This is a genomic window from Bradyrhizobium sp. USDA 3364 (genome assembly GCF_054056355.1).
The window spans coordinates 2,555,390-2,573,953 of record NZ_JBSRYG010000002.1; the positions used below are offsets into that span (position 1 = coordinate 2,555,390).

The window sequence follows — 18,564 nt, forward strand, 5'->3', positions numbered from 1 at the left end:
GCGGCCCCGGCGTCGCGCAACAATCAATATTTTTGGGGTAATGGGTCCCGGCCTTCGCCGGGACGACGATCAAATTTCGAACACCTGCACGAGCTTCAGCAAGCGCAGCCCGGATAGAGCGCAGCGCAATCCGGCTACTCTTCTCTCTAAATCTCGAATACCTGTCCCGGCTTCAACGCGACAAATTTCTCCCGCGGCACACTTGCCGCGTCGAGCGCCTGGCCGAGCGCGATCGCGGGCGCATCGATCGCCTCGTCGGTCAATTGAAACGTGCCGTGGTGATGCGCCAGCGCTTGCGCCGCGCCGCAATCGGCCAGCGCCTTCACGGCGTCTTCCGGGTTCATGTGCTGGTCGCGCATGAACCAGCGCGGCTCATAGGCGCCGATCGGCAGGATCGCGAGCCGCAGCGGGCCATGCGCGTCGGCAACCCGGCGGAAATGCCGGCCGTCGCCGTAGCCGGAATCGCAGACGATGTAGAGCTTGCCGGCCGGCGTCTCCAGCACGAAGCTCGCCCACAGCGCCTTGTTGCGATCGAGCAGGCCGCGCGCCGACCAGTGCCGCGTCGGCACCAGCGTCGCGGCAAGGCCGCCGCCGAGCTCGACGCGCTGGTGCCAGTCGAACGCCTCGGCCTTGATCGCAGCATCGGATGCCCGCATCGTGACGTCGTTGCCGAGCGGCGTGATGACGCGCGGCGCAAACGCGGCATGCAGCTTCGACAGCGTCGCGACGTCGAGATGATCGTAATGGCCGTGCGACACCAGCACGACGTCGATCTTTGGCAGTCTGTCGAAGGCAATGCCGGGATCGTTGTGCCGCTTCGGACCTGCGAAGCCGAACGGCGAGGCGCGCATCGACCAGACCGGATCGACCAGGATGTTGAGCCCGCCAGTCTGGATCAGCCAGCTGGCATGGCCGACAAAGCAAAACCGCACCTTGTCGCCCTCGACCCGCGGCGGCGGCGTATCGGCATGGGGGCTCGGCGCCCATTCCGGCCAGACCTCGCGCTTGCGGCCGCCGCCGAACTGCCAGCGCAGCACCTCGCCGAGCGATTTCGGCGGCGAGCCGTCCGGATCGAAGAAGTGCAGGCCGTCGAAGTGATCCGAGACGGGGCCGTCGTAAGTTTTCATGTAAGTCATCCAGATCGAGGGCACGCCGATCGCGGCGGCGGCTCCGGTCAAGCTTGCGAGAACGCGGCGGCGGGTGATGGGCAAGCGGGTTCCCGTATAGGAGGCAGGCTCCGCTTATATGGGTGGCGGCGGCGAATTCGGAACCGGCATGGCAAATCGACGTAACTTCAGTACCTTACCGTCAGTCTCGGGCGGATTGCGGCGAAACTTTCCTTGACTTTCCGCCCCCGACAGCGTTTAACCCCGCCACTTTCTCGGAAAGCTCTGTCTTTTCGACCCGCCGACTGGTCCTGGAGGCCAGAGGCCAACGCCCGACAGCGCGATGCGCCCTCGGGCGCGAAAGTGTTTGGACCATCGTCTTGGCGCGGTGCCGAGGCGGACTATGTGGTCATCACGCGCGAACGCGCGGGGATGGCCCGAAGCGAGTGACGCGCTCACGGGCGCAACGAAGGACAACGGCATTGTTCGACAATCTGTCGGAACGGCTTGGTGGCATTCTCGATCGTCTGACGGGGCGCGGCGCGCTGACAGAAAAGGACGTCGATGCCGCGATGCGCGAGGTGCGCCGCGCGCTGCTCGAAGCCGACGTCGCGCTCGAGGTGGTCCGCAGTTTCATCGACCGGGTCCGCGAGCAGGCGATCGGCGCCACCGTCGTCAAATCGGTGACGCCGGGCCAGATGGTGGTGAAGATCGTCCATGACGAACTGGTCGCCACGCTCGGTTCCGACGGCCAGACCATCGATATCAATTCCGTGCCGCCGGTGCCGATCATGATGGTCGGCCTGCAAGGCTCCGGTAAGACCACCACCACCGCAAAGCTCGCGCGCCGCATGGTCCAGCGCGACAAGCGCAAGGTGCTGATGGCCTCGCTCGACGTCTACCGCCCGGCGGCGATGGAGCAGCTCGCGGTGCTCGGCCGTGACCTCGACATTCCGACGCTGCCGATCGTCGCCGGCCAGATGCCGCCGCAGATCGCGAAGCGCGCGCTGGAAGCCGGCAAGCTCGGCGGCTACGACGTCGTGTTGCTCGACACCGCCGGCCGCACCACGCTCGACGAAGACATGATGAAGGAGGCGGCCGAGATCAAGGCCGCCGCCAACCCGCACGAAGTGCTGCTGGTCGCGGATAGCCTCACCGGTCAGGACGCGGTCAATCTGGCACGCTCGTTCGACGAGCGCGTCGGCCTCACCGGCATCGTGCTGACCCGCGTCGACGGCGACGGCCGCGGCGGCGCCGCGCTGTCGATGCGCGCGGTCACCGGCAAGCCGATCAAGCTGATCGGTACCGGCGAAAAGACCGACGCGCTGGAAGACTTCCATCCGAGCCGCATCGCCGGCCGCATCCTCGGCATGGGCGACGTCGTCTCGCTGGTCGAGAAGGCCGCCGCCAATATCGACGCCGAGAAGGCCGCGCGCACCGCCGAGCGCATGCGCAAGGGTCAGTTCGACCTCAACGACATGCGCGAGCAGCTGCAGCAGATGGCCAATATGGGCGGCATCGGCGGCCTGATGGGCATGATGCCCGGCATCGCCAAGATGAAGAACCAGATCGCGGCGGCCGGCATCGACGACAAGATCATCAAGCGCCAGGTCGCGGTCATCGATTCGATGACGCGGCAGGAGCGCAAGAATCCGGACATCCTGAAGGCGAGCCGCAAGAAGCGCATCGCGGCGGGTGCCGGCCAGAGCGTCGAGCAGGTCAACAAGCTCCTGAAGATGCACCGGAACATGGCCGACATGATGAAGGCCATGGGAAGCGGCAAGCGCGGCCCGCTCGCCGGCATCGCGCAGGCGATGGGCTTTGGCGGCGGCATGAAGCCGCCGTCGGCCGAGGAGATGAAGGCGCTCGCCGAGAAGATGCAGGGCGGCGCCGGCGTCGGCCTGCCCAATCTGCCGAAGGATTTGCCGGCCGGGCTGCGCGGCGGCCTGCCGAACGTGCCGGGCCTGACCGGCCTTTCCGGCAAGCCGATGCTGCCGGGCCTCGGCGGCTTCCCGGGCAAGAAGAAATGACCCGCTTTCGTCATTGCGAGCCAACGGGTCCGGCCTCTGGCCGGCCCGATGACAGGCTCCGCGAAGCAATCCATCTCACCGATTGCGGAGACATGGATTGCTTCGTCGCTCCGCTCCTCGCAATGACGGCGTAACTGACCAATACAGACTTCAAACCAACACTTAAGGAGAACTCAATGTCCGTTGTTATCCGCCTCGCTCGCGCAGGCACCAAGAAGCGTCCGGTCTATCACGTCGTCGTCGCCGACTCGCGCTTCCCGCGCGATGGCCGCTTCATCGAGCGTCTCGGCCACTTCAACCCGCTGCTGCCGAAGGACAACGAGTCGCGCCTGAAGCTCGACATGGACAAGGTAAAGGCCTGGCTTGCCAAGGGCGCGCAGCCGTCGGATCGCGTGACGCGCTTCCTCGACGCCGCCGGCGTCAAGAAGCGCGCGCCGCGCAACAACCCCGAGAAGGCCGTGCCGCGCAAGGAGCGCAAGGCGCAGGCCGAAGCCGCCGCCAAGGCTTAAAGCTGAACGGCGACCACGGTGGCTGCACCGGTCTGTGTCGCCCGCATCGGCGCTGCGCATGGTGTGCGCGGCGCCGTCCGGCTTTGGACCTTCACCGAAGACCCGCTGGCCGTGAAGGACTACGGCCCGCTGATGACCAAGGACGGCTCGCGCCAGTTCGAGGTCACGCATGCGCGTGAGGCCAAGGACCATCTGGTGGTGACGCTGAAAGGCGTCGCCAGCCGCGATGATGCCGAACGGCTCAACGGTCTCGAGCTCTACGTTCCGCGCGAACGGCTGCCGGACACCGATGACGGCGAATATTACCACACCGATCTGATCGGGCTTGCCGCGGTGACGACGGCAGAGCAGCCGCTCGGCAAGGTGATCGCGATCCATAATTTCGGTGCCGGCGACATCATCGAGATCGCTCCGCCGCAGGGCACGACGATGCTGCTGCCCTTCACCAACGCCGTGGTGCCGACGGTCGATCTTGAAGGCGGCCGCGTGATGATCGACCTGCCGCAGGAAATCGACGGCGACGATCCGTCGGCTTCCTGATCCGAACAATCTTCAACCCGTCATCCGGCCCTGCTGCTCGAGCCAGTCGCAGAACACCGCGCTGTGCGGATCGTTGCTGCGGCCCGCTGGGAAATACGCGAAGTAGCTCCGCGCCGGCAGGCTGATGGCGGGAAACGGCGTCACCAGACGCCCGGCCGCGAGATCGTCAGCAATGAGCGCCGTCGGCCCCATCGCGACGCCGAGACCATCGAGCGCGGCCTGGATCGTCAGATAGAAATGATCGAAGGTCAGCGACGCCGCCGGCTCCAGCGCGGATTGCCCGGCCTCGGTGAGCCAGTCGCGCCACAGCCGCGGCATCGACGTGACATGCAGCAGTGTGTGCCGCGAGAGATCCGCGATCTCGTTCAGCGGCGATTGCGCTGCCAGCTGTGGACTGCATACCGGCAATCTCCGCTCCGACACCAGGAAGCGTGACGAGAAGCCGTGAAACGTGTCGGGGCCGCCGCGGATCACGACGTCGAAGGTGTCGGGCAGCGCGTCCACCGGATCGTTCGATGTGCTGAGGCGCACCTCGATGTCAGGATGCTCGGCGCGAAACCGGCTCATCCGCGGCAGCAGCCAGCGCAGGCTGAATGTCGCGAGCGCGTTGACGCGCAACACCGCGACAGCTGCATCGCCGCGCCGCTCGCGATGCTGCTGCACGGCGGCGGAGATCCGGTCGAGCGCCGGAGCGAATTCCGCCAACAGCGCAGCACCCGCCGGCGTCAGCACCACGCGCCGCACCGATCGCCGAAACAGCGCCGGCGCACCCAGCCATTCCTCGAGCAGGCGGATCTGCTGGCTGACGGCGCCATGGGTCACGCTGAGCTCGGCGGCGGCTTCCTTGAAGCTGCCGAGCCGCGCGGCGGCCTCGAAGGCGCGGACCGCATTGAGCGGCGGCAGGCTGCGGCGTGGGACGAACATGATTCTTCAATACCAGATTTTCTAACCCATGATCCAATTATTACTGATTTGTGACATGAGCTTTGGCGATGCATAGTGCAACGCAAGCTATTCGTGTAGCTTTCTTTTCCAGGGCCCCCTCCCGATGTTCCTCCGTCCAGACTTTAGATTTTCTTGCAGCAGGGGGCCGCAATGAGCGTGTCCGTGGAAGCCGGCACCTCCCGTTCCGGCCAGCCCCGGGCGACCCGCACGCTGACGGTGACGGGACTCAACCACGCCCTCCACGACGGCTATACCGACCTGATCTACGTGCTGCTGCCGATCTGGCAGGCCGAGTTCGCGCTGAGCTACGGGCTGCTGGCGCTGTTGCGCGGGCTCTATGCCGGCGCCATGGCCGGTTTGCAGATTCCGGTCGGTCGTATCGCAGAACGGATCGACGGCAAGATCATCCTGATCGCGGGCACCGCGCTGTCGGCGCTCGGCTATGTGTTCGCCGGCTTCTCCGGCGGCATCATCGGGCTTGGCCTCGCGCTCGCACTCTCCGGCGCGGGCTCGAGCACGCAGCATCCGATCGCTTCGGCTGCGGTGTCGCGCGCCTATGGCACGGGCGCGCGCGGGCCGCTCGGCATCTACAACTTCACGGGCGATCTCGGCAAAGCGGCGATTCCGGCGGCGACCTCGATCCTGCTCGTGATCATGTCGTGGCGTCACGCGCTGCTCGTGCTGGCGTTTGCAGGCCTGCTGGTCGCAGTCTGCATCGCGCTCTGGATGCCCTCGGTCGGCAAGGGCGCCGAACACAAGTCGGCCGCGGCATCACGCAGCGAAGGCACAGGCGGCGGCTTTCCCTGGCTGCTCGCGATCGGCATTCTCGACACCGCGGTCAGGATGGGTTTTCTCACCTTCCTGCCGTTCCTGCTGCGCGACAAGGGCGCGTCGCTGCCGACCAACGGCCTTGCGCTGGCACTGGTCTTCATCGGCGGCGCCGCCGGGAAATTCACCTGCGGCTGGCTCGGCGCGCGGGTCGGCACGCTGCGCACCGTGCTGATCACCGAAGGCGGCACGGCGGCACTGATCGTTGCGGTGCTGTTGCTGCCGCTGGCACCGGCGATCGTGCTGCTGCCGCTGCTCGGCGTGATGCTCAACGGCACCTCCTCGGTGCTCTATGGCACGGTGCCCGAGCTGACACCGGCGCACCAGACCGAGCGCGCCTTCGCGGTGTTCTACACCGGGACGATCGGATCGGGCGCGATCGCGCCGGTGGTCTACGGCCTGCTTGGTGACGCGCTCGGCCCGACGCTTGCCACCGCGGCGACCGCGCTCACGGCGCTGGCGATCTGTCCGCTCGCCGTCGCGCTGGCGCGGCATCTCGCGGACGATCCGAAGGCGTGACGATAACTATCCGAAGCTTGTAGCCCGGATGGAGCGCAGCGAAATCCGGGGCAGTGCTTGTTGGGGGTGCGACTCCCGGATTGCGCTTCGCTCCATCCGGGCTACTTAAGCGATAGTGTCACGGAGCATCGCAATGACAAGCACCCACAAAGCCTGGCGGCTGCACGCCCACAATGATCTGCGCTTCGAGGATGTCGCAACGCCCAAGCCCGCGCCCGATGGCGTCGTGGTCCGGATCGAAGCCGGCATGGTGCTGTCCTACACCAACAAGCTCTTGTCCGGCGCGCTGCCCTACAGCCTGCCGCCGATGCCGTTCGTGCCGGGCACCAATGCGATCGCGCGCGTGGTCACGACCGGCGAGAACGTCACGCATGTGCGGAGCGGTGACCGCGTGTTCCTCAGTCCGCATCTGCGCGGCGACGTGCCGGATCGCGATCCGCCGCAGATCCTGATCGGCCTCACCGCGACGGTGACGACGCCGGAGGCGCTGGCATTACAGGCGCGCTGGCGCGACGGCGTGTTCGCCGAGATCGCGCACTGGCCGGCCGCCTGCGTCACGCCGCTCGCCAATCTCGACGACAAGCCGGCGACCGAGCTGATCGGGCTGGCAAAACTGATCGTGCCGTTCGGCGGCTTGCAGCGCTCCGGCCTGCGCGGCGGACAGACCATCGTCATCAACGGCGCGACCGGCTATTTCGGCTCGGGCGGCGTGATGCTCGCGGTCGCGATGGGCGCGGGCCGCGTCGTCGCCGTCGGACGCAAGGAAGCCGCGCTCGAGCAGTTGCGCGATGCATTCGGCCCGCGCGTCATTCCTGCCGTCGTCACCGGCGATGCTGCAGCCGACCTTCAGACCATCCGCCGCGCCGCCGGCGGCAGCGCCGATGTCGCGCTCGATCTGCTCGGCACGGCGAAGAGCACCTCGACAACGCTGTCCTCGCTGCGCGCGCTCAGGCGCGGCGGCCGGCTTGTGGTGATGGGCAGCGCCGAGGTGCCGCTCGAGCTCTCGTTCCGCGAGATGCTGGCCAATGACTGGGAGGTGGTCGGGCAGTTCATGTACGACCGCACGGCGCCGGGCCAACTCGCCAGCCTCGCCGCCGAAGGCCTGCTCGATCTGCGCAAGATCAACGTCGCGACCTTCGCCCTCGCCGACTTCCGCCGCGCGGTGGACGCGGCTGCCATGATGCAGAGCCTCGACCTCACGGCCGTGGTGCCGTAACCAGAGGCCATGACATCGCAAGAGATACCCTGGCGCGCGACCGTGCTGACCCTGTTCCCGGACATGTTTCCGGGACCGCTTGGCGTGAGCCTCGCCGGCAGGGCGCTGACCTCGGGCCTCTGGGCGCTGGAGGCGCGCGATATCAGGGGATCCGCCACCGACAAGCACCGCAGCGTCGACGACACACCGGCCGGCGGTGGCCCGGGCATGGTGCTGCGGGCCGACGTGCTGGCGGCGGCGATCGACGCCGCCCGGATCGCCCCTGACCGCCCGCGCCTGCTGATGAGCCCGCGGGGTCGGCCATTGACCCAGGCCCAGGTCGTGGAGCTCGCGGCCGGCCCCGGCCCCCTGATCGTCTGCGGCCGCTTCGAGGGCATCGACCAGCGGGTGATCGAGACGCGGAGCCTCGAGGAGGTCTCGATCGGCGATTATGTGCTGTCCGGCGGCGAAATCGCCGCAATGGCGCTGATCGACGCCTGTGTCCGCCTATTGCCGGGGGTGATGGGAAAGCAGTCCTCGGGAACCGAGGAGAGCTTTTCCGATGGACTACTGGAATACCCCCAATACACCCGTCCGCAGGAGTTCGAGGGCCGCCAAATCCCGGAAATCCTGATTTCCGGCGACCATGCCAAGGTTGCGGCCTGGCGGCTGGCCCAATCCGAGGCCCTGACGGCCATGCGGCGGCCCGACCTCTGGACCCGGAAGCCCAGCCAAAAAGCCGCTCCGCGACGGACAAAAAACACGACAGACGGGTGACAAACCCTGCGCTTTGCCTTATACGGGCGGCCAAATCCGCACCCGCGCAGGATAGATGGACGTTTGCGCAGCCCGCCAAAGGCTGGGCGCGCCGCCGATGGAGATTTCAATGAACCTTATTCAGCAGCTCGAAAAAGAGCAGTTCGACAAGCTCGCCGCCACCAAGGACATCCCGGAATTCGGCCCCGGCGATACCGTCATCGTCAACGTGAAGGTGGTCGAAGGCGAACGCACCCGGGTGCAGGCCTATGAAGGCGTTTGCATCGGCCGTTCCGGCCAGGGCCTCAACGAGAGCTTCACCGTGCGCAAGATCTCCTACGGCGAAGGCGTCGAGCGCGTCTTCCCGGTGATGTCGCCGATGATCGACTCGATCAAGGTCGTGCGTCGCGGCAAGGTTCGTCGCGCCAAGCTCTATTATCTGCGCAACCTGCGCGGCAAGTCGGCCCGCATCGTCGAGAAGCAGGACCGCCAGACCGCTGTCGGCGAGTAATTCATCCCACAAGGGACGAGTTCAAAAGCGCGGGGCGGGCCCCGCGCTTTTTTGTTGCGGCATATCTATCTACTGATTGGCCCTGCTCGCCATGCGCGACCCGCGCAATGACGGCAAGGGCACCCCGCGCAATCGATCGATTGTCGCGGGACTTGGCCCTGTGTTAGAAATTTAGAATGGTTCCGGATCAAGCAAGCCAGCCCTGCCAGCGCGTCGTGATCGACGATCGCTCGCGGCTGCCCGGCCGCTTCTTCGGGCGCTTTGCGACGTCGGCGACGTCCGAGCTTAGACGCGCAGCGTAACGCTGCCTGGACGCCTTCGCCTGCTCGCGCGCTTGAGACGCGCTCATGCCATTCACCACTGAATTTCTTCTGGAGCTGAAGCTCATGTCCAAACCGACCACGCTGTACGACAAGATCTGGAACGACCATCTGGTCCACGAGGCCGAGGACGGCACCAGCCTCATCTATATCGATCGCCATCTGGTGCACGAGGTGACCTCGCCGCAGGCATTCGAAGGCCTGCGCGTGACCGGCCGCAAGGTGCATGCGCCGGAGAAGACGCTCGCCGTCGTCGACCACAACGTGCCGACCACGGATCGCACCAAGCCGAACCCCGACCCCGAGAGCATCGAGCAGATCAAGGCGCTCGCCGAGAACGCCAAGGAATTCGGCATCGAGTATTACAACGAGTTCGACAAGCGCCAGGGCATCGTCCACGTCATCGGCCCGGAGCAGGGCTTCACGCTGCCCGGTACCACCATCGTCTGCGGTGACAGCCACACCTCGACGCATGGCGCGTTCGGCGCGCTCGCGCACGGCATCGGCACCTCCGAGGTCGAGCACGTGCTGGCGACGCAGACGCTGATCCAGAAGAAAGCCAAGAACATGCGCGCGATCGTCGACGGCAAATTGCCGGAAGGCGTGACCGGCAAGGACATCATCCTGGCGATCATCGGCGAGATCGGTACCGCCGGCGGCACCGGCTATGTGCTGGAATATGCCGGCGAGGCGATCCGTGCGCTGTCGATGGAAGGCCGCATGACGGTCTGCAACATGTCGATCGAGGGCGGCGCGCGCGCCGGCCTGGTCGCGCCTGACCAGAAGGCGTTCGACTTCCTGCGCGACCGCCCGAAGGCGCCGAAGGGCGCCGCCTGGGATGCCGCGATGCGCTACTGGGAGACGCTGCGCTCCGACGAGGGCGCACATTTCGACCACGAGATCCGGCTCGATGCGGCCAAGCTGCCGCCGATCGTCACCTGGGGCACGAGCCCTGAGGACGTCATCTCGGTGACCGGCTTCGTGCCCGATCCCGACAAGATCGCGGATGAGGCCAAGCGCATCTCCAAGCACCGCGCGCTGAAATATATGGGCCTGACCGCCGGCACCAAGATTACCGACATCAAGCTCGACCGCGTCTTCATCGGCTCCTGCACCAACGGCCGCATCGAGGATTTACGCGCCGCCGCGAAGATCGCCGAGGGCAAGACCGTCAACGCGCATGTCAACGCGATGATCGTACCGGGCTCGGGCATCGTGAAGGAGCAGGCGGAAGCCGAAGGCCTCGACAAGATCTTCATTGCGGCCGGCTTCGAATGGCGCGAGCCGGGCTGCTCGATGTGCCTTGCGATGAACCCGGACAAGCTGAAGCCGGAAGAGCGCTGCGCCTCGACCTCGAACCGCAACTTCGAGGGCCGCCAGGGCTTCAAGGGCCGCACCCATCTGGTGTCGCCCGCGATGGCCGCAGCCGCCGCGATCGCCGGACATTTCGTCGACGTCCGCGACTGGCGGTAAGCAAAGCATGATCCGGAAAAGTGCGAAGCGGTTTTCCCTCGCGACAAACGCGAAGCGTTTGCGCGGAGATCATGCTCAAACGAGGCGCTGAAGCGCGATGACGATTCAACCCGATCTCATCGCGCTTTAGAAGTTTCGCCTCAAGCTCGAGCCGTTGTGGAAACGGCTCGTTAACGGGGCGCACGCACACTGTCTCCTTGCGAAGACCAGCTTTGCAAGGAGCGCGTGCCGTGGCCGATAAACCCGAATTCGTCGACATGATCAGCGACGCGACGCGCCAGAAGCGCCGTCGTGCAGTCACGCGCATCATCGATCCGCTTCCCGAGGTGAAGGAGACCTCGCGGCTCGGCCACTGGCCGCCGGAGCGCTGGACGCAATGGCGGATGGAGAACCTGACGCCGTGGAAGATCAAACCCTGGAAGCTGAAGAACTGGGACTAGCGTGAAGAGTGAACGGGCGCCGCGAGGCGCCCGCCGTCATTTCAGCCCTCACCAATAGCCACACGGCCGCCAGTAGTGACAGTGGTGCCACCACGGCCGGCAGATCCGGCGCGGCCCGTAATAGGTCCAGATCACCCGGCAGCGCCGATGATGATAATAGGTCGGGGACGATCCATAGAAGTAGCGCCAGTGATGGAAGTGCCGGCGGTAATAGCGCCCATATCGCGCAAGGCGTCGTGCTGCTGGCGAAGGGTTTTGCGTCGTAACGCCGCGCAAGGCGCGGCGAGACGCATTACCAGAACGGGCCGAACCCGAAGCCGAAGGTGAACGGCGCCGGCACGGCATACGGATACGGCCGATAGTAATAGGGCCGTCCGTAATAATTGGATCCGTACGGCCGGTAATAGGAATAGGGCCGGTAGTGCGGTCGATAATATGGCCGGTAGCCGTGGTGATAGTCGTGACGATGGTAATGGTGATGATGGCGCTGTGCGCTGAAGTCAGTCGCCTTGCCCGCTTGCCGCTGTGGTGTCGCAGCCTGCGGCTCGGCTGGTGCCGCGGCGGTTGACGATGCCGGCGCCGTCAATGCGAACGCGCACACGACAGCGGCAACACCGATCCATCTCATCATGATCAACTCCTGCAGATTTCGATTGATATCATTCCGCGTGTGAATCTGCCGGTTTGATGGCTGAGAACGACGACAGGCCCGCTGCTCACGGGCCTGTGTCTCAACTGCGCTGATACGCCGCGCGATCAGCGGCGCCAGTGGCGACGGTGCCCCCAGCCACGGTGATGTCCGCGATGCCAGCCACGATGATATCCACGGCCCCAGCGTACCTGGGTAGCCGTCTGGTTCGCGTTGTCCTGAACCGTTGCGGCACTGCCCGGCGTGGCGAGCGACATCGCGCTCGCACGCTCGGCCGGCGCCGCCAAAACCAGTACGGCACCGACGGCCGCAAGTCCCAGAACCTTCGTCACCTTCATGAATTTGTCTCCTTGATCCCTTGACGTCACGTCTTGCAACGACGATTCGGTTTTGAATCGACCCCGTTGACCGCGACGCAGATCGCAAGCGGAATGCGGGCGACGTGAGTGGGAAGTGAATATCTGCGCCACGCTCATGAATGCTGCAGGCGCGATCAGGTTCCGGAATGGCCGCAGGATTTTTTGTGTCTGTGCGGAAAACCGGCGCAGACTATAGTCGTATGTTGTGGGTGCCTCTCGCGGAGATCGCCAATGACACAACAAGGCCGGCGCAAATGGTTGGCGCTCGGCGCGGCAGTGCTCGGTGATTCCATCATTGCGATTGATGGCGCGCTCGCCGCGCAAGGACCGGGCGGCGGCATGGGGACCGCCGGTCATCTTATGCAAATGCTGATGGCGATTGCGGTCTATGGAACGACGGGATTGATCGCGGCGGCCGCGATCATCGGCGCAGCGCGCCGACGCAACTAGCCCGGCCGCCAGAAGCAGTTCATGCGCGGCGTGATCACGGTACCGCTCGGCCGGTGCTCCTGCACATAGGTCGCGGTGCATTCGCGAACGGCGTTCGGACCGGGATTGTAGCGCGGGATCACATCCGGTTCCCAATGATCGGGCGGGTTCGACCGGTAGATCGGCACGCGCTTGAGCCGGCGACGCTCGACGACCCGCTCGCGCGCGACCGGTGCCGTCGCCCCGATGCGCGCTTCGGCCGCCGCGCTCTGTGCCCGCGCCTCTCCCGCCGGAAGCAAGAGCCCGGCTGATGCCGTCAACAGCGCTGCCGCCACGATCCGTTTCATCACGCCTACCCAAGCCCCGCTCTTGAGTCCCATTCCAAGCCGGCACGGTCTCCCATTGCGCCGCCAAGGTCAACTGCGCTGGCGCCGCGCGAGGCACTCGCGCTAAAGGAGTGTCATGTGGACAACAGCCAAAGCCCCCTCGCTCGCCGAGATGGAGGCCATGGCGCACGAGGTTTTCGAGCGCCTGCCCAAGACGTTCCGGGCCCTCTGCGAGGGCCTGATCATCCGCGTCGACGACTTTCCGACCGACGAGGTGCTCGATGAGATGCAGGCCGAGAGCGAGTTCGACCTGCTCGGCCTGTTCCACGGCATCGGCCTGCCGCAGCAGAGCCATGGCGACGTGGCCCGGCTCCCCAATCTGGTCTGGCTCTATCGCCGGCCAATCCTGGACTACTGGGCAGAGCACGACGAGACCCTCGGCCACATCGTCCGCCACGTGCTGATCCACGAGATTGGGCACCATTTCGGCCTTTCGGACGCCGATATGGAGGCGATTGAGGCCGATGCAGGTAACTAGAGCGTTTTCGAGCGAAAGCCTGCCCCGGACCTGATCCGGGATGGAAACGGTTCGCGTGAAGAAAACGCGTCCAAACAAGAGGCTGGAGCTCCCGTACCGATCCAATCGGAACGGGGGCTCCAGCTTTGCAGAAATGGCCCTTTTACCGCTGTCACATTCGCGATAAAGATTCGGCCCGTATCCCCTGTTTTTTTGCCCGGGAAGAGCACCGATGGACAAGTTCACCACGCTGGAAGGCGTCGCGGCACCGCTGAAGATCATCAACGTCGACACCGACATGATCATTCCGAAGCAGTACCTCAAGACCATCAAGCGCACCGGCCTTGGCAAGGGGCTTTTCTCCGAGCAGCGCTACAAGGATGACGGCAGCGAGAACCCCGATTTCGTCCTCAACCAGTCCGCCTATCGCAACGCGAAGGTGCTGGTCGCCGGCGACAATTTCGGCTGCGGCTCGAGCCGCGAGCACGCGCCCTGGGCGCTGCTCGACTTCGGCATCCGCTGCGTGATCTCGACCTCGTTCGGCGACATCTTCTACAACAACTGCTTCAAGAACGGCATCTTGCCGATCCGCGTGTCGCAGGAGGATCTGGACAAGCTGTTCGACGATGCGGAGCGCGGCGCCAATGCGACGCTGACCATCGACCTCCCCAACCAGGAGATCCGCGGTCCGGACGGCGGCAAGGTCAAGTTCGAGATCGACCCGTTCCGCAAGCACTGCCTGATCAACGGCCTCGACGACATCGGCCTGACGATGGAGAAGAAGAAGTCGATCGACAGCTACGAGGCCAAGCTCAAGGAGCGGGCCTGGGCCTGAGACACAGCGTATCATCGCGCCCCGGTGCCTTAAGGCGCCGGGGTTTTTCTTTGCCTCGTCGCAAAACTGCTGATAGCTGACGCGCATGCTGCCCGACATCGTCACCTTCTGGCACGGCTCGATGGATGCACTGCGCCGGACGTGCCTGCGCTCGCAGGTGGCGGCCGGGCACAAGGTGACCGTCTACAGCTTCGATCCGATTCCCGGCCTGCCCGATGGCGTCGGCAATGCCGAGGCCGAAGCGGTGCTGCCGCATTCGTTCGCCGAGAAGCTGCGTCCGCCGGAGCCCGACGGCTCATGGCGCGACTGGACCATGCTGCAATTCAGCGATTTCTTCCGCATGCGGCTGATGGCGCAGCGCGCCGGCGCAGATGACGCGCGCCTGTGGCTCGACGCCGACGTGCTGCTCTTGAAGCCGGTCGAGATCGATCCCGCAAAACCCTATTTTGCCTGGGAGCGGCCGCGGCAACTCGGCAACTCCGTGCTGTATCTGCCGCAGAATGATCCAATCGTGCGCGCCTTCGAGGCGCTGATGAAGCAGGACGAGCTGGTGCCGGACTGGCTGGCGCTGCGCCATCGCCTGACCTTTGCGATGCGCAAACTGCGCGGCAAGTCAGACCGCCTCGCCGACATCCGCGTCGCGATCTTCGGTCCCGCCGCGCTGACCGCGCTCGCGCGCCGCGAGGACGAATTGCAGCACGCGCTGCCGAAGCGTTCGTTCTACGCGGTGCATGCGGAGCCAGGACTGTTCTTCGAACCGTCGGATTTTTCGCATTACCTGAACGATCCGCAGATCATCGGCCTGCACATCTCGCCGAAAGGCCGTGGCAAGGAGGCGCCGATTCCCGGCAGCCTGTATGCGTGGGCGTCGCAGAAGTTTGGAGCGTGACGCTCTCACCCTCCCCTGGAGGGTAAGATCAATGCCCCATCGCGGCGATCGCGTCGGCGATTGCGATGGTACGCCTGGCCATCTCGGCGTGCAGGCGCTCGACCATGCGGCCGTCGAGCTGGATCGCGCCGCGCGCGGCGTTCTCCGGCTTCTCGAAGGCGGCGATGATCTTGCGCGCCTCGGTGACCTCGGCCTCCGGCGGCGTAAAGATCGCGTTGCAGGCATCGATGTGGCTCGGATGGATCAGCGTCTTGCCATCGAAGCCGAGATCGCGGCCCTGCGCGCATTCCTCGGCGAAGCCGTCGACATTGCTGATGTCGCTGTAGGGCCCGTCGAGGATCTCGAGCCCGTGCGCGCGGGTCGCCAGGATGCAATGCGTGATCATCGGGATCATCGCCGCACGGCCCGGCTTCATCCGGATCCGGGTTTCGCGCGCAATGTCGTTCGGCCCGAACACGAAACCGGCGAGCCGGATTTCGGAAGCCTTCGACGCGGCAGCGAGCTTGTCGGCGTCGAGCACCGCGCGCGCGGTCTCGATCATGGCCCAGACCCGGATCGAGGCCGGGGCGTTGATGTCGCTGAGGCGATCGGCGACCGCGTTGAGATCGTCGACGGTCGAGATCTTGGGAACCAGGATCCCGTCCGGCTGGGCCTTGCCGGCCATGCCGATATCGTCGACCCACCATGGCGTATCGAGCGCGTTGATGCGGATCAGGACCTCGCGCTTGCCAAAACCCTTGGCGTCCACCGCCTTGGCGATCTGCTCGCGCGCGGTGGCCTTGGCGTCGGGGGCAACGGAATCCTCCAGATCGAGGATAATGCCGTCCGCCGGCAGCGTCCGGGCCTTTTCCAGCGCCCGTGCATTCGATCCCGGCATGAACAACAGGCTGCGGCGCGGACGGGTCATCGGCATTCTCCTGCGGGCTTGGGCTCCGCCGCTGTCCAATGTTTGGGCATCAGGCCGGAGCCATCCTTCAACGCTGCCGTATCATCTCAGGCGGCACGCCGAAAGTCTTGTTCCGGTCATTCGCATGTGGTTAGCCAGAAGCCATGAAATTCTTCCCGAAGCAGTTGATCGACGGCTACCGGACCTTCGCGACCCAGCGGTTGCCGACCGAACAGTCGCGCTACCGCGATCTGTCGGAACGCGGCCAGTTTCCCGAGACCATGGTGATCGGCTGCTGCGATTCCCGCGTCTCCCCCGAAGTGATCTTCGACGCAGGTCCGGGCGAGCTGTTCGTGGTGCGGAACATCGCCAACCTGGTTCCGGTCTATCAGCCCGACGCCAACGCCCACGGCGTGTCAGCCGCGCTCGAATACGCCGTGACCGTACTGAAGGTGAAGAACATCGTGGTGCTGGGCCACGCCCAGTGCGGCGGCATCCGTGCCTTCGTCGACAAGATCAAGCCGCTGACGCCCGGCGACTTCATCGGCAAATGGATGCAGATGTTCATCAAGCCTGGCGAGGTCGTCGAGCAGCGCGAGCATGAGAGCATGCAGGACTTCGTCACCCGCATCGAGAAGGCCGCGGTGTTCCGCTCGCTGGAGAACCTGATGACCTTCCCGTTCGTCCGCGACCGCGTGGAGAGCGGCGAGACGCAACTGCACGGCGCTTATTTCGGCGTCGCCGAGGGCTCGCTGTTCGTGCTCGACCGGGTCGCGAAGGAATTCATCAGCGTCGCCGATGCCCTGAAGGCCGGCGAGTAGCTGCGCCGTATCGCCTACTCGTGAGCGTTGCCCCAGCGATCGGACAGCGCGAGCAGCAGCGCCGAGATCACGAATACCAGGTGCACCGCGACGAGCCAGGTCATCCGCGTCGCGTCGAACGCGGCATCGATGTTCAGGAACGCTTCCAGCACGTGGATCGCCGAGATCGCGACGATCGATGCCAGCAGCTTCTGCTTCAGCCCGGCAAAATCGATCTTGGTGATCCAGATCGGCCAGTTCGGGTTGCCCGACGTGTCGATCCGCGAGACGAAATTCTCGTAGCCTGAAAACACCACGATGAGGATGAGGTTGGCGACCAACGTGACGTCGATCAGCGCCAAAGCGTCGAGGATAACTTCCGTCGACTTGTAACCGGACGCATGCAGCACGAACTCCCACAGCATGCGCGCGAATTTCAGCAGCAGCACGGCGAGCGCCACGACCAGGCCGACATAGAACGGCGCCATCAGCCAGCGGCTGTTGAACAGCACATATTCGAAGCCGCGCATGATGCGCGGCGTCGCCGGACTTGCTGGGGTGGAAGCCGACTGTTCCGACATGGTTCCGACCCCGTCTGGTCTGCCTCAGGCCGCTTTTTTCTTGGCGGTGATCAGCTTGCGGTTGATCAGGACTTCGGCGATCTGCACGGCGTTGAGCGCCGCACCCTTGCGCAGATTGTCCGACACGCACCAGAACGACAGGCCGTTCTCCACCGTCGCATCCTCGCGGATGCGGCTGATATAGGTCGCGTCCTCGCCGGCCGCCTCGTAGGGCGTGACGTAGCCGCCCGGCTCGTGCTTGTCGATCACGAGGCAGCCCGGCGCATTGCGCAGGATGTTGCGCGCTTCGTCCGCGCTGATCGGATTGGCGAACTCGACATTGACCGCTTCGGAGTGACCGACGAAGACCGGCACGCGCACGCAGGTCGCGGCGAGCTTGATCTTGGGATCAAGGATCTTCTTGGTTTCCGCCATCATCTTCCACTCTTCCTTGGTGTAGCCGTCTTCCATGAAGACGTCGATCTGCGGAATGACGTTGAAAGCGATGCGCTTCGGAAACTTCTTATTGACCAGCTCGTCATTGGTGTAGACGGCCTTGGTCTGCGAGAACAATTCGTCCATCGCATCCTTGCCGGCGCCCGACACCGATTGATAGGTCGAGACCACGACGCGGGTGATCGTGGCCTTCTCGTGCAGCGGCTTCAGCGCCACGACGAGCTGCGCGGTCGAGCAGTTCGGGTTGGCGATGATGTTCTTCTTGGTAAAGCCGGCGGTCGCATCCGCGTTCACCTCCGGCACGATCAGCGGCACGTCGGGGTCCATGCGCCAGGCCGACGAATTGTCGATCACCACCGCGCCGGCGGCGCCGATCTTGGGCGACCATTCCTTGGAGACCGAGCCGCCGGCCGACATCAGGCAGATGTCGACGTCGGAGAAATCATAATGCTCGAGCGCCTTCACCTTCAGCGTGCGGTCGCCATAGGAGACCTCGATGCCGACGCTGCGGCGCGAGGCCAGCACGACGACCTCGTCGGTGGGGAATTTGCGCTCGTCGAGAATGTTGAGCATTTCGCGCCCGACATTGCCGGTCGCACCGACCACCGCGACTTTGTAACCCATCGTTCACTCTCCGACGAAAAATGCCCGTTCCCATTGAACTCATGGAAAGGGAAGAGGCAGCG

23 protein-coding genes are annotated in these 18,564 nt (G+C 65.1%); 14 read left to right on the forward strand and 9 right to left on the reverse strand.

Annotated elements, in window-relative coordinates:
* Positions 1 to 146: 146 nt before the first annotated feature.
* On the reverse strand, positions 147 to 1,211 hold the full coding sequence (locus tag ACVILL_RS11925) for an MBL fold metallo-hydrolase (RefSeq protein WP_456729217.1): 1,065 nt from the start codon (positions 1,209 to 1,211) through the stop codon (positions 147 to 149).
* Positions 1,212 to 1,588: 377 nt separating this feature from the next.
* Between ACVILL_RS11925 and ffh the strand changes: the two genes are divergently transcribed.
* The 3 genes from ffh (at position 1,589) to rimM (ending at position 4,185) form a co-directional block, all read left to right on the forward strand.
* Positions 1,589 to 3,136, forward strand: a complete 1,548-nt coding sequence (gene ffh, locus ACVILL_RS11930; RefSeq protein ID WP_456729218.1) for a signal recognition particle protein — start codon at positions 1,589 to 1,591, stop codon at positions 3,134 to 3,136.
* A gap of 176 nt (positions 3,137 to 3,312) precedes the next feature.
* Positions 3,313 to 3,645 carry a 30S ribosomal protein S16 gene (gene rpsP, locus ACVILL_RS11935; protein WP_016847621.1) on the forward strand — a complete coding sequence of 111 codons (333 nt, stop codon included), beginning with the start codon at positions 3,313 to 3,315 and terminating at the stop codon, positions 3,643 to 3,645.
* 18 nt (positions 3,646 to 3,663) lie between these two features.
* Complete coding sequence (rimM, locus tag ACVILL_RS11940; protein WP_456729219.1) at positions 3,664 to 4,185, forward strand: ribosome maturation factor RimM; 522 nt, start codon at positions 3,664 to 3,666, stop codon at positions 4,183 to 4,185.
* Between the two features lie 12 nt (positions 4,186 to 4,197).
* On the opposite strand, the gene gcvA is transcribed toward rimM, so the two are convergent.
* Complete coding sequence (gcvA, locus tag ACVILL_RS11945; protein WP_456729220.1) at positions 4,198 to 5,109, reverse strand: transcriptional regulator GcvA; 912 nt, start codon at positions 5,107 to 5,109, stop codon at positions 4,198 to 4,200.
* Positions 5,110 to 5,280: 171 nt separating this feature from the next.
* On the opposite strand from gcvA, the gene ACVILL_RS11950 reads away from it, so the two are divergent.
* The 4 genes from ACVILL_RS11950 (at position 5,281) to rplS (ending at position 8,939) form a co-directional block, all read left to right on the forward strand.
* On the forward strand, positions 5,281 to 6,477 hold the full coding sequence (locus ACVILL_RS11950; RefSeq protein ID WP_456729221.1) for an MFS transporter: 1,197 nt from the start codon (positions 5,281 to 5,283) through the stop codon (positions 6,475 to 6,477).
* Between the two features lie 133 nt (positions 6,478 to 6,610).
* Positions 6,611 to 7,693, forward strand: coding sequence for a zinc-binding dehydrogenase (locus ACVILL_RS11955; protein ID WP_456729222.1), 1,083 nt, complete (start codon positions 6,611 to 6,613; stop codon positions 7,691 to 7,693).
* A 9-nt stretch (positions 7,694 to 7,702) separates the two neighbouring features.
* The gene (gene trmD / locus ACVILL_RS11960) at positions 7,703 to 8,449 is read left to right on the forward strand and encodes a tRNA (guanosine(37)-N1)-methyltransferase TrmD (protein WP_456729223.1); all 747 of its coding nucleotides are present in this window, start codon (positions 7,703 to 7,705) and stop codon (positions 8,447 to 8,449) included.
* Between the two features lie 109 nt (positions 8,450 to 8,558).
* Entirely contained in the window at positions 8,559 to 8,939 is a 381-nt protein-coding gene (gene rplS, locus ACVILL_RS11965) for a 50S ribosomal protein L19 (protein WP_018269387.1), read from the forward strand.
* Positions 8,940 to 9,126: 187 nt separating this feature from the next.
* Here rplS and ACVILL_RS11970 read toward each other — a convergent pair whose 3' ends face one another.
* Positions 9,127 to 9,288 (reverse strand): hypothetical protein, encoded by a 162-nt coding sequence (locus tag ACVILL_RS11970; protein WP_456729224.1) that lies wholly within the window; start codon positions 9,286 to 9,288, stop codon positions 9,127 to 9,129.
* A 37-nt stretch (positions 9,289 to 9,325) separates the two neighbouring features.
* Here ACVILL_RS11970 and leuC point away from each other — a divergent pair, with 37 nt between their 5' ends.
* Positions 9,326 to 10,732 (forward strand): 3-isopropylmalate dehydratase large subunit, encoded by a 1,407-nt coding sequence (leuC, locus tag ACVILL_RS11975; protein WP_456729225.1) that lies wholly within the window; start codon positions 9,326 to 9,328, stop codon positions 10,730 to 10,732.
* 230 nt (positions 10,733 to 10,962) lie between these two features.
* Positions 10,963 to 11,172, forward strand: coding sequence for a hypothetical protein (locus ACVILL_RS11980; RefSeq protein WP_456729226.1), 210 nt, complete (start codon positions 10,963 to 10,965; stop codon positions 11,170 to 11,172).
* A gap of 292 nt (positions 11,173 to 11,464) precedes the next feature.
* Here the strand turns inward: ACVILL_RS11980 and ACVILL_RS11985 are convergent, their stop codons facing one another.
* Together ACVILL_RS11985 and ACVILL_RS11990 are read right to left on the reverse strand one after the other, a co-directional pair.
* A complete protein-coding gene (locus tag ACVILL_RS11985; protein ID WP_456729227.1) occupies positions 11,465 to 11,803 on the reverse strand; it encodes a hypothetical protein in 339 nt (112 codons plus the stop codon).
* A 125-nt stretch (positions 11,804 to 11,928) separates the two neighbouring features.
* Positions 11,929 to 12,159, reverse strand: a complete 231-nt coding sequence (locus ACVILL_RS11990; RefSeq protein WP_456729228.1) for a hypothetical protein — start codon at positions 12,157 to 12,159, stop codon at positions 11,929 to 11,931.
* 252 nt (positions 12,160 to 12,411) lie between these two features.
* Here ACVILL_RS11990 and ACVILL_RS11995 point away from each other — a divergent pair, with 252 nt between their 5' ends.
* Entirely contained in the window at positions 12,412 to 12,630 is a 219-nt protein-coding gene (locus tag ACVILL_RS11995) for a hypothetical protein (RefSeq protein WP_456729229.1), read from the forward strand.
* On the opposite strand, the gene ACVILL_RS12000 is transcribed toward ACVILL_RS11995, so the two are convergent.
* Complete coding sequence (locus tag ACVILL_RS12000) at positions 12,627 to 12,956, reverse strand: hypothetical protein (protein WP_456729230.1); 330 nt, start codon at positions 12,954 to 12,956, stop codon at positions 12,627 to 12,629. The two genes, ACVILL_RS11995 and ACVILL_RS12000, sit on opposite strands and share 4 nt — an antisense overlap.
* A 115-nt stretch (positions 12,957 to 13,071) precedes the next feature.
* On the opposite strand from ACVILL_RS12000, the gene ACVILL_RS12005 reads away from it, so the two are divergent.
* The 3 genes from ACVILL_RS12005 (at position 13,072) to ACVILL_RS12015 (ending at position 15,176) form a co-directional block, all read left to right on the forward strand.
* On the forward strand, positions 13,072 to 13,473 hold the full coding sequence (locus ACVILL_RS12005) for a metallopeptidase family protein (protein ID WP_456729231.1): 402 nt from the start codon (positions 13,072 to 13,074) through the stop codon (positions 13,471 to 13,473).
* Positions 13,474 to 13,684: 211 nt separating this feature from the next.
* Positions 13,685 to 14,287: a 3-isopropylmalate dehydratase small subunit gene (gene leuD, locus ACVILL_RS12010; RefSeq protein ID WP_456729232.1), complete on the forward strand. Its 603-nt coding sequence runs from the start codon at positions 13,685 to 13,687 to the stop codon at positions 14,285 to 14,287.
* Between the two features lie 85 nt (positions 14,288 to 14,372).
* The gene (locus ACVILL_RS12015) at positions 14,373 to 15,176 is read left to right on the forward strand and encodes a hypothetical protein (protein WP_456729233.1); all 804 of its coding nucleotides are present in this window, start codon (positions 14,373 to 14,375) and stop codon (positions 15,174 to 15,176) included.
* Positions 15,177 to 15,204: 28 nt separating this feature from the next.
* Here ACVILL_RS12015 and ACVILL_RS12020 read toward each other — a convergent pair whose 3' ends face one another.
* Complete coding sequence (locus tag ACVILL_RS12020; RefSeq protein WP_456729234.1) at positions 15,205 to 16,083, reverse strand: HpcH/HpaI aldolase/citrate lyase family protein; 879 nt, start codon at positions 16,081 to 16,083, stop codon at positions 15,205 to 15,207.
* Between the two features lie 143 nt (positions 16,084 to 16,226).
* Between ACVILL_RS12020 and ACVILL_RS12025 the strand changes: the two genes are divergently transcribed.
* Positions 16,227 to 16,883 carry a carbonic anhydrase gene (locus ACVILL_RS12025; protein ID WP_456729235.1) on the forward strand — a complete coding sequence of 219 codons (657 nt, stop codon included), beginning with the start codon at positions 16,227 to 16,229 and terminating at the stop codon, positions 16,881 to 16,883.
* 14 nt (positions 16,884 to 16,897) lie between these two features.
* Here ACVILL_RS12025 and ACVILL_RS12030 read toward each other — a convergent pair whose 3' ends face one another.
* Entirely contained in the window at positions 16,898 to 17,443 is a 546-nt protein-coding gene (locus tag ACVILL_RS12030; RefSeq protein ID WP_456729236.1) for a TIGR00645 family protein, read from the reverse strand.
* A gap of 24 nt (positions 17,444 to 17,467) precedes the next feature.
* Positions 17,468 to 18,502: an aspartate-semialdehyde dehydrogenase gene (locus ACVILL_RS12035; protein WP_456729237.1), complete on the reverse strand. Its 1,035-nt coding sequence runs from the start codon at positions 18,500 to 18,502 to the stop codon at positions 17,468 to 17,470.
* Positions 18,503 to 18,564 lie beyond the last annotated feature (62 nt).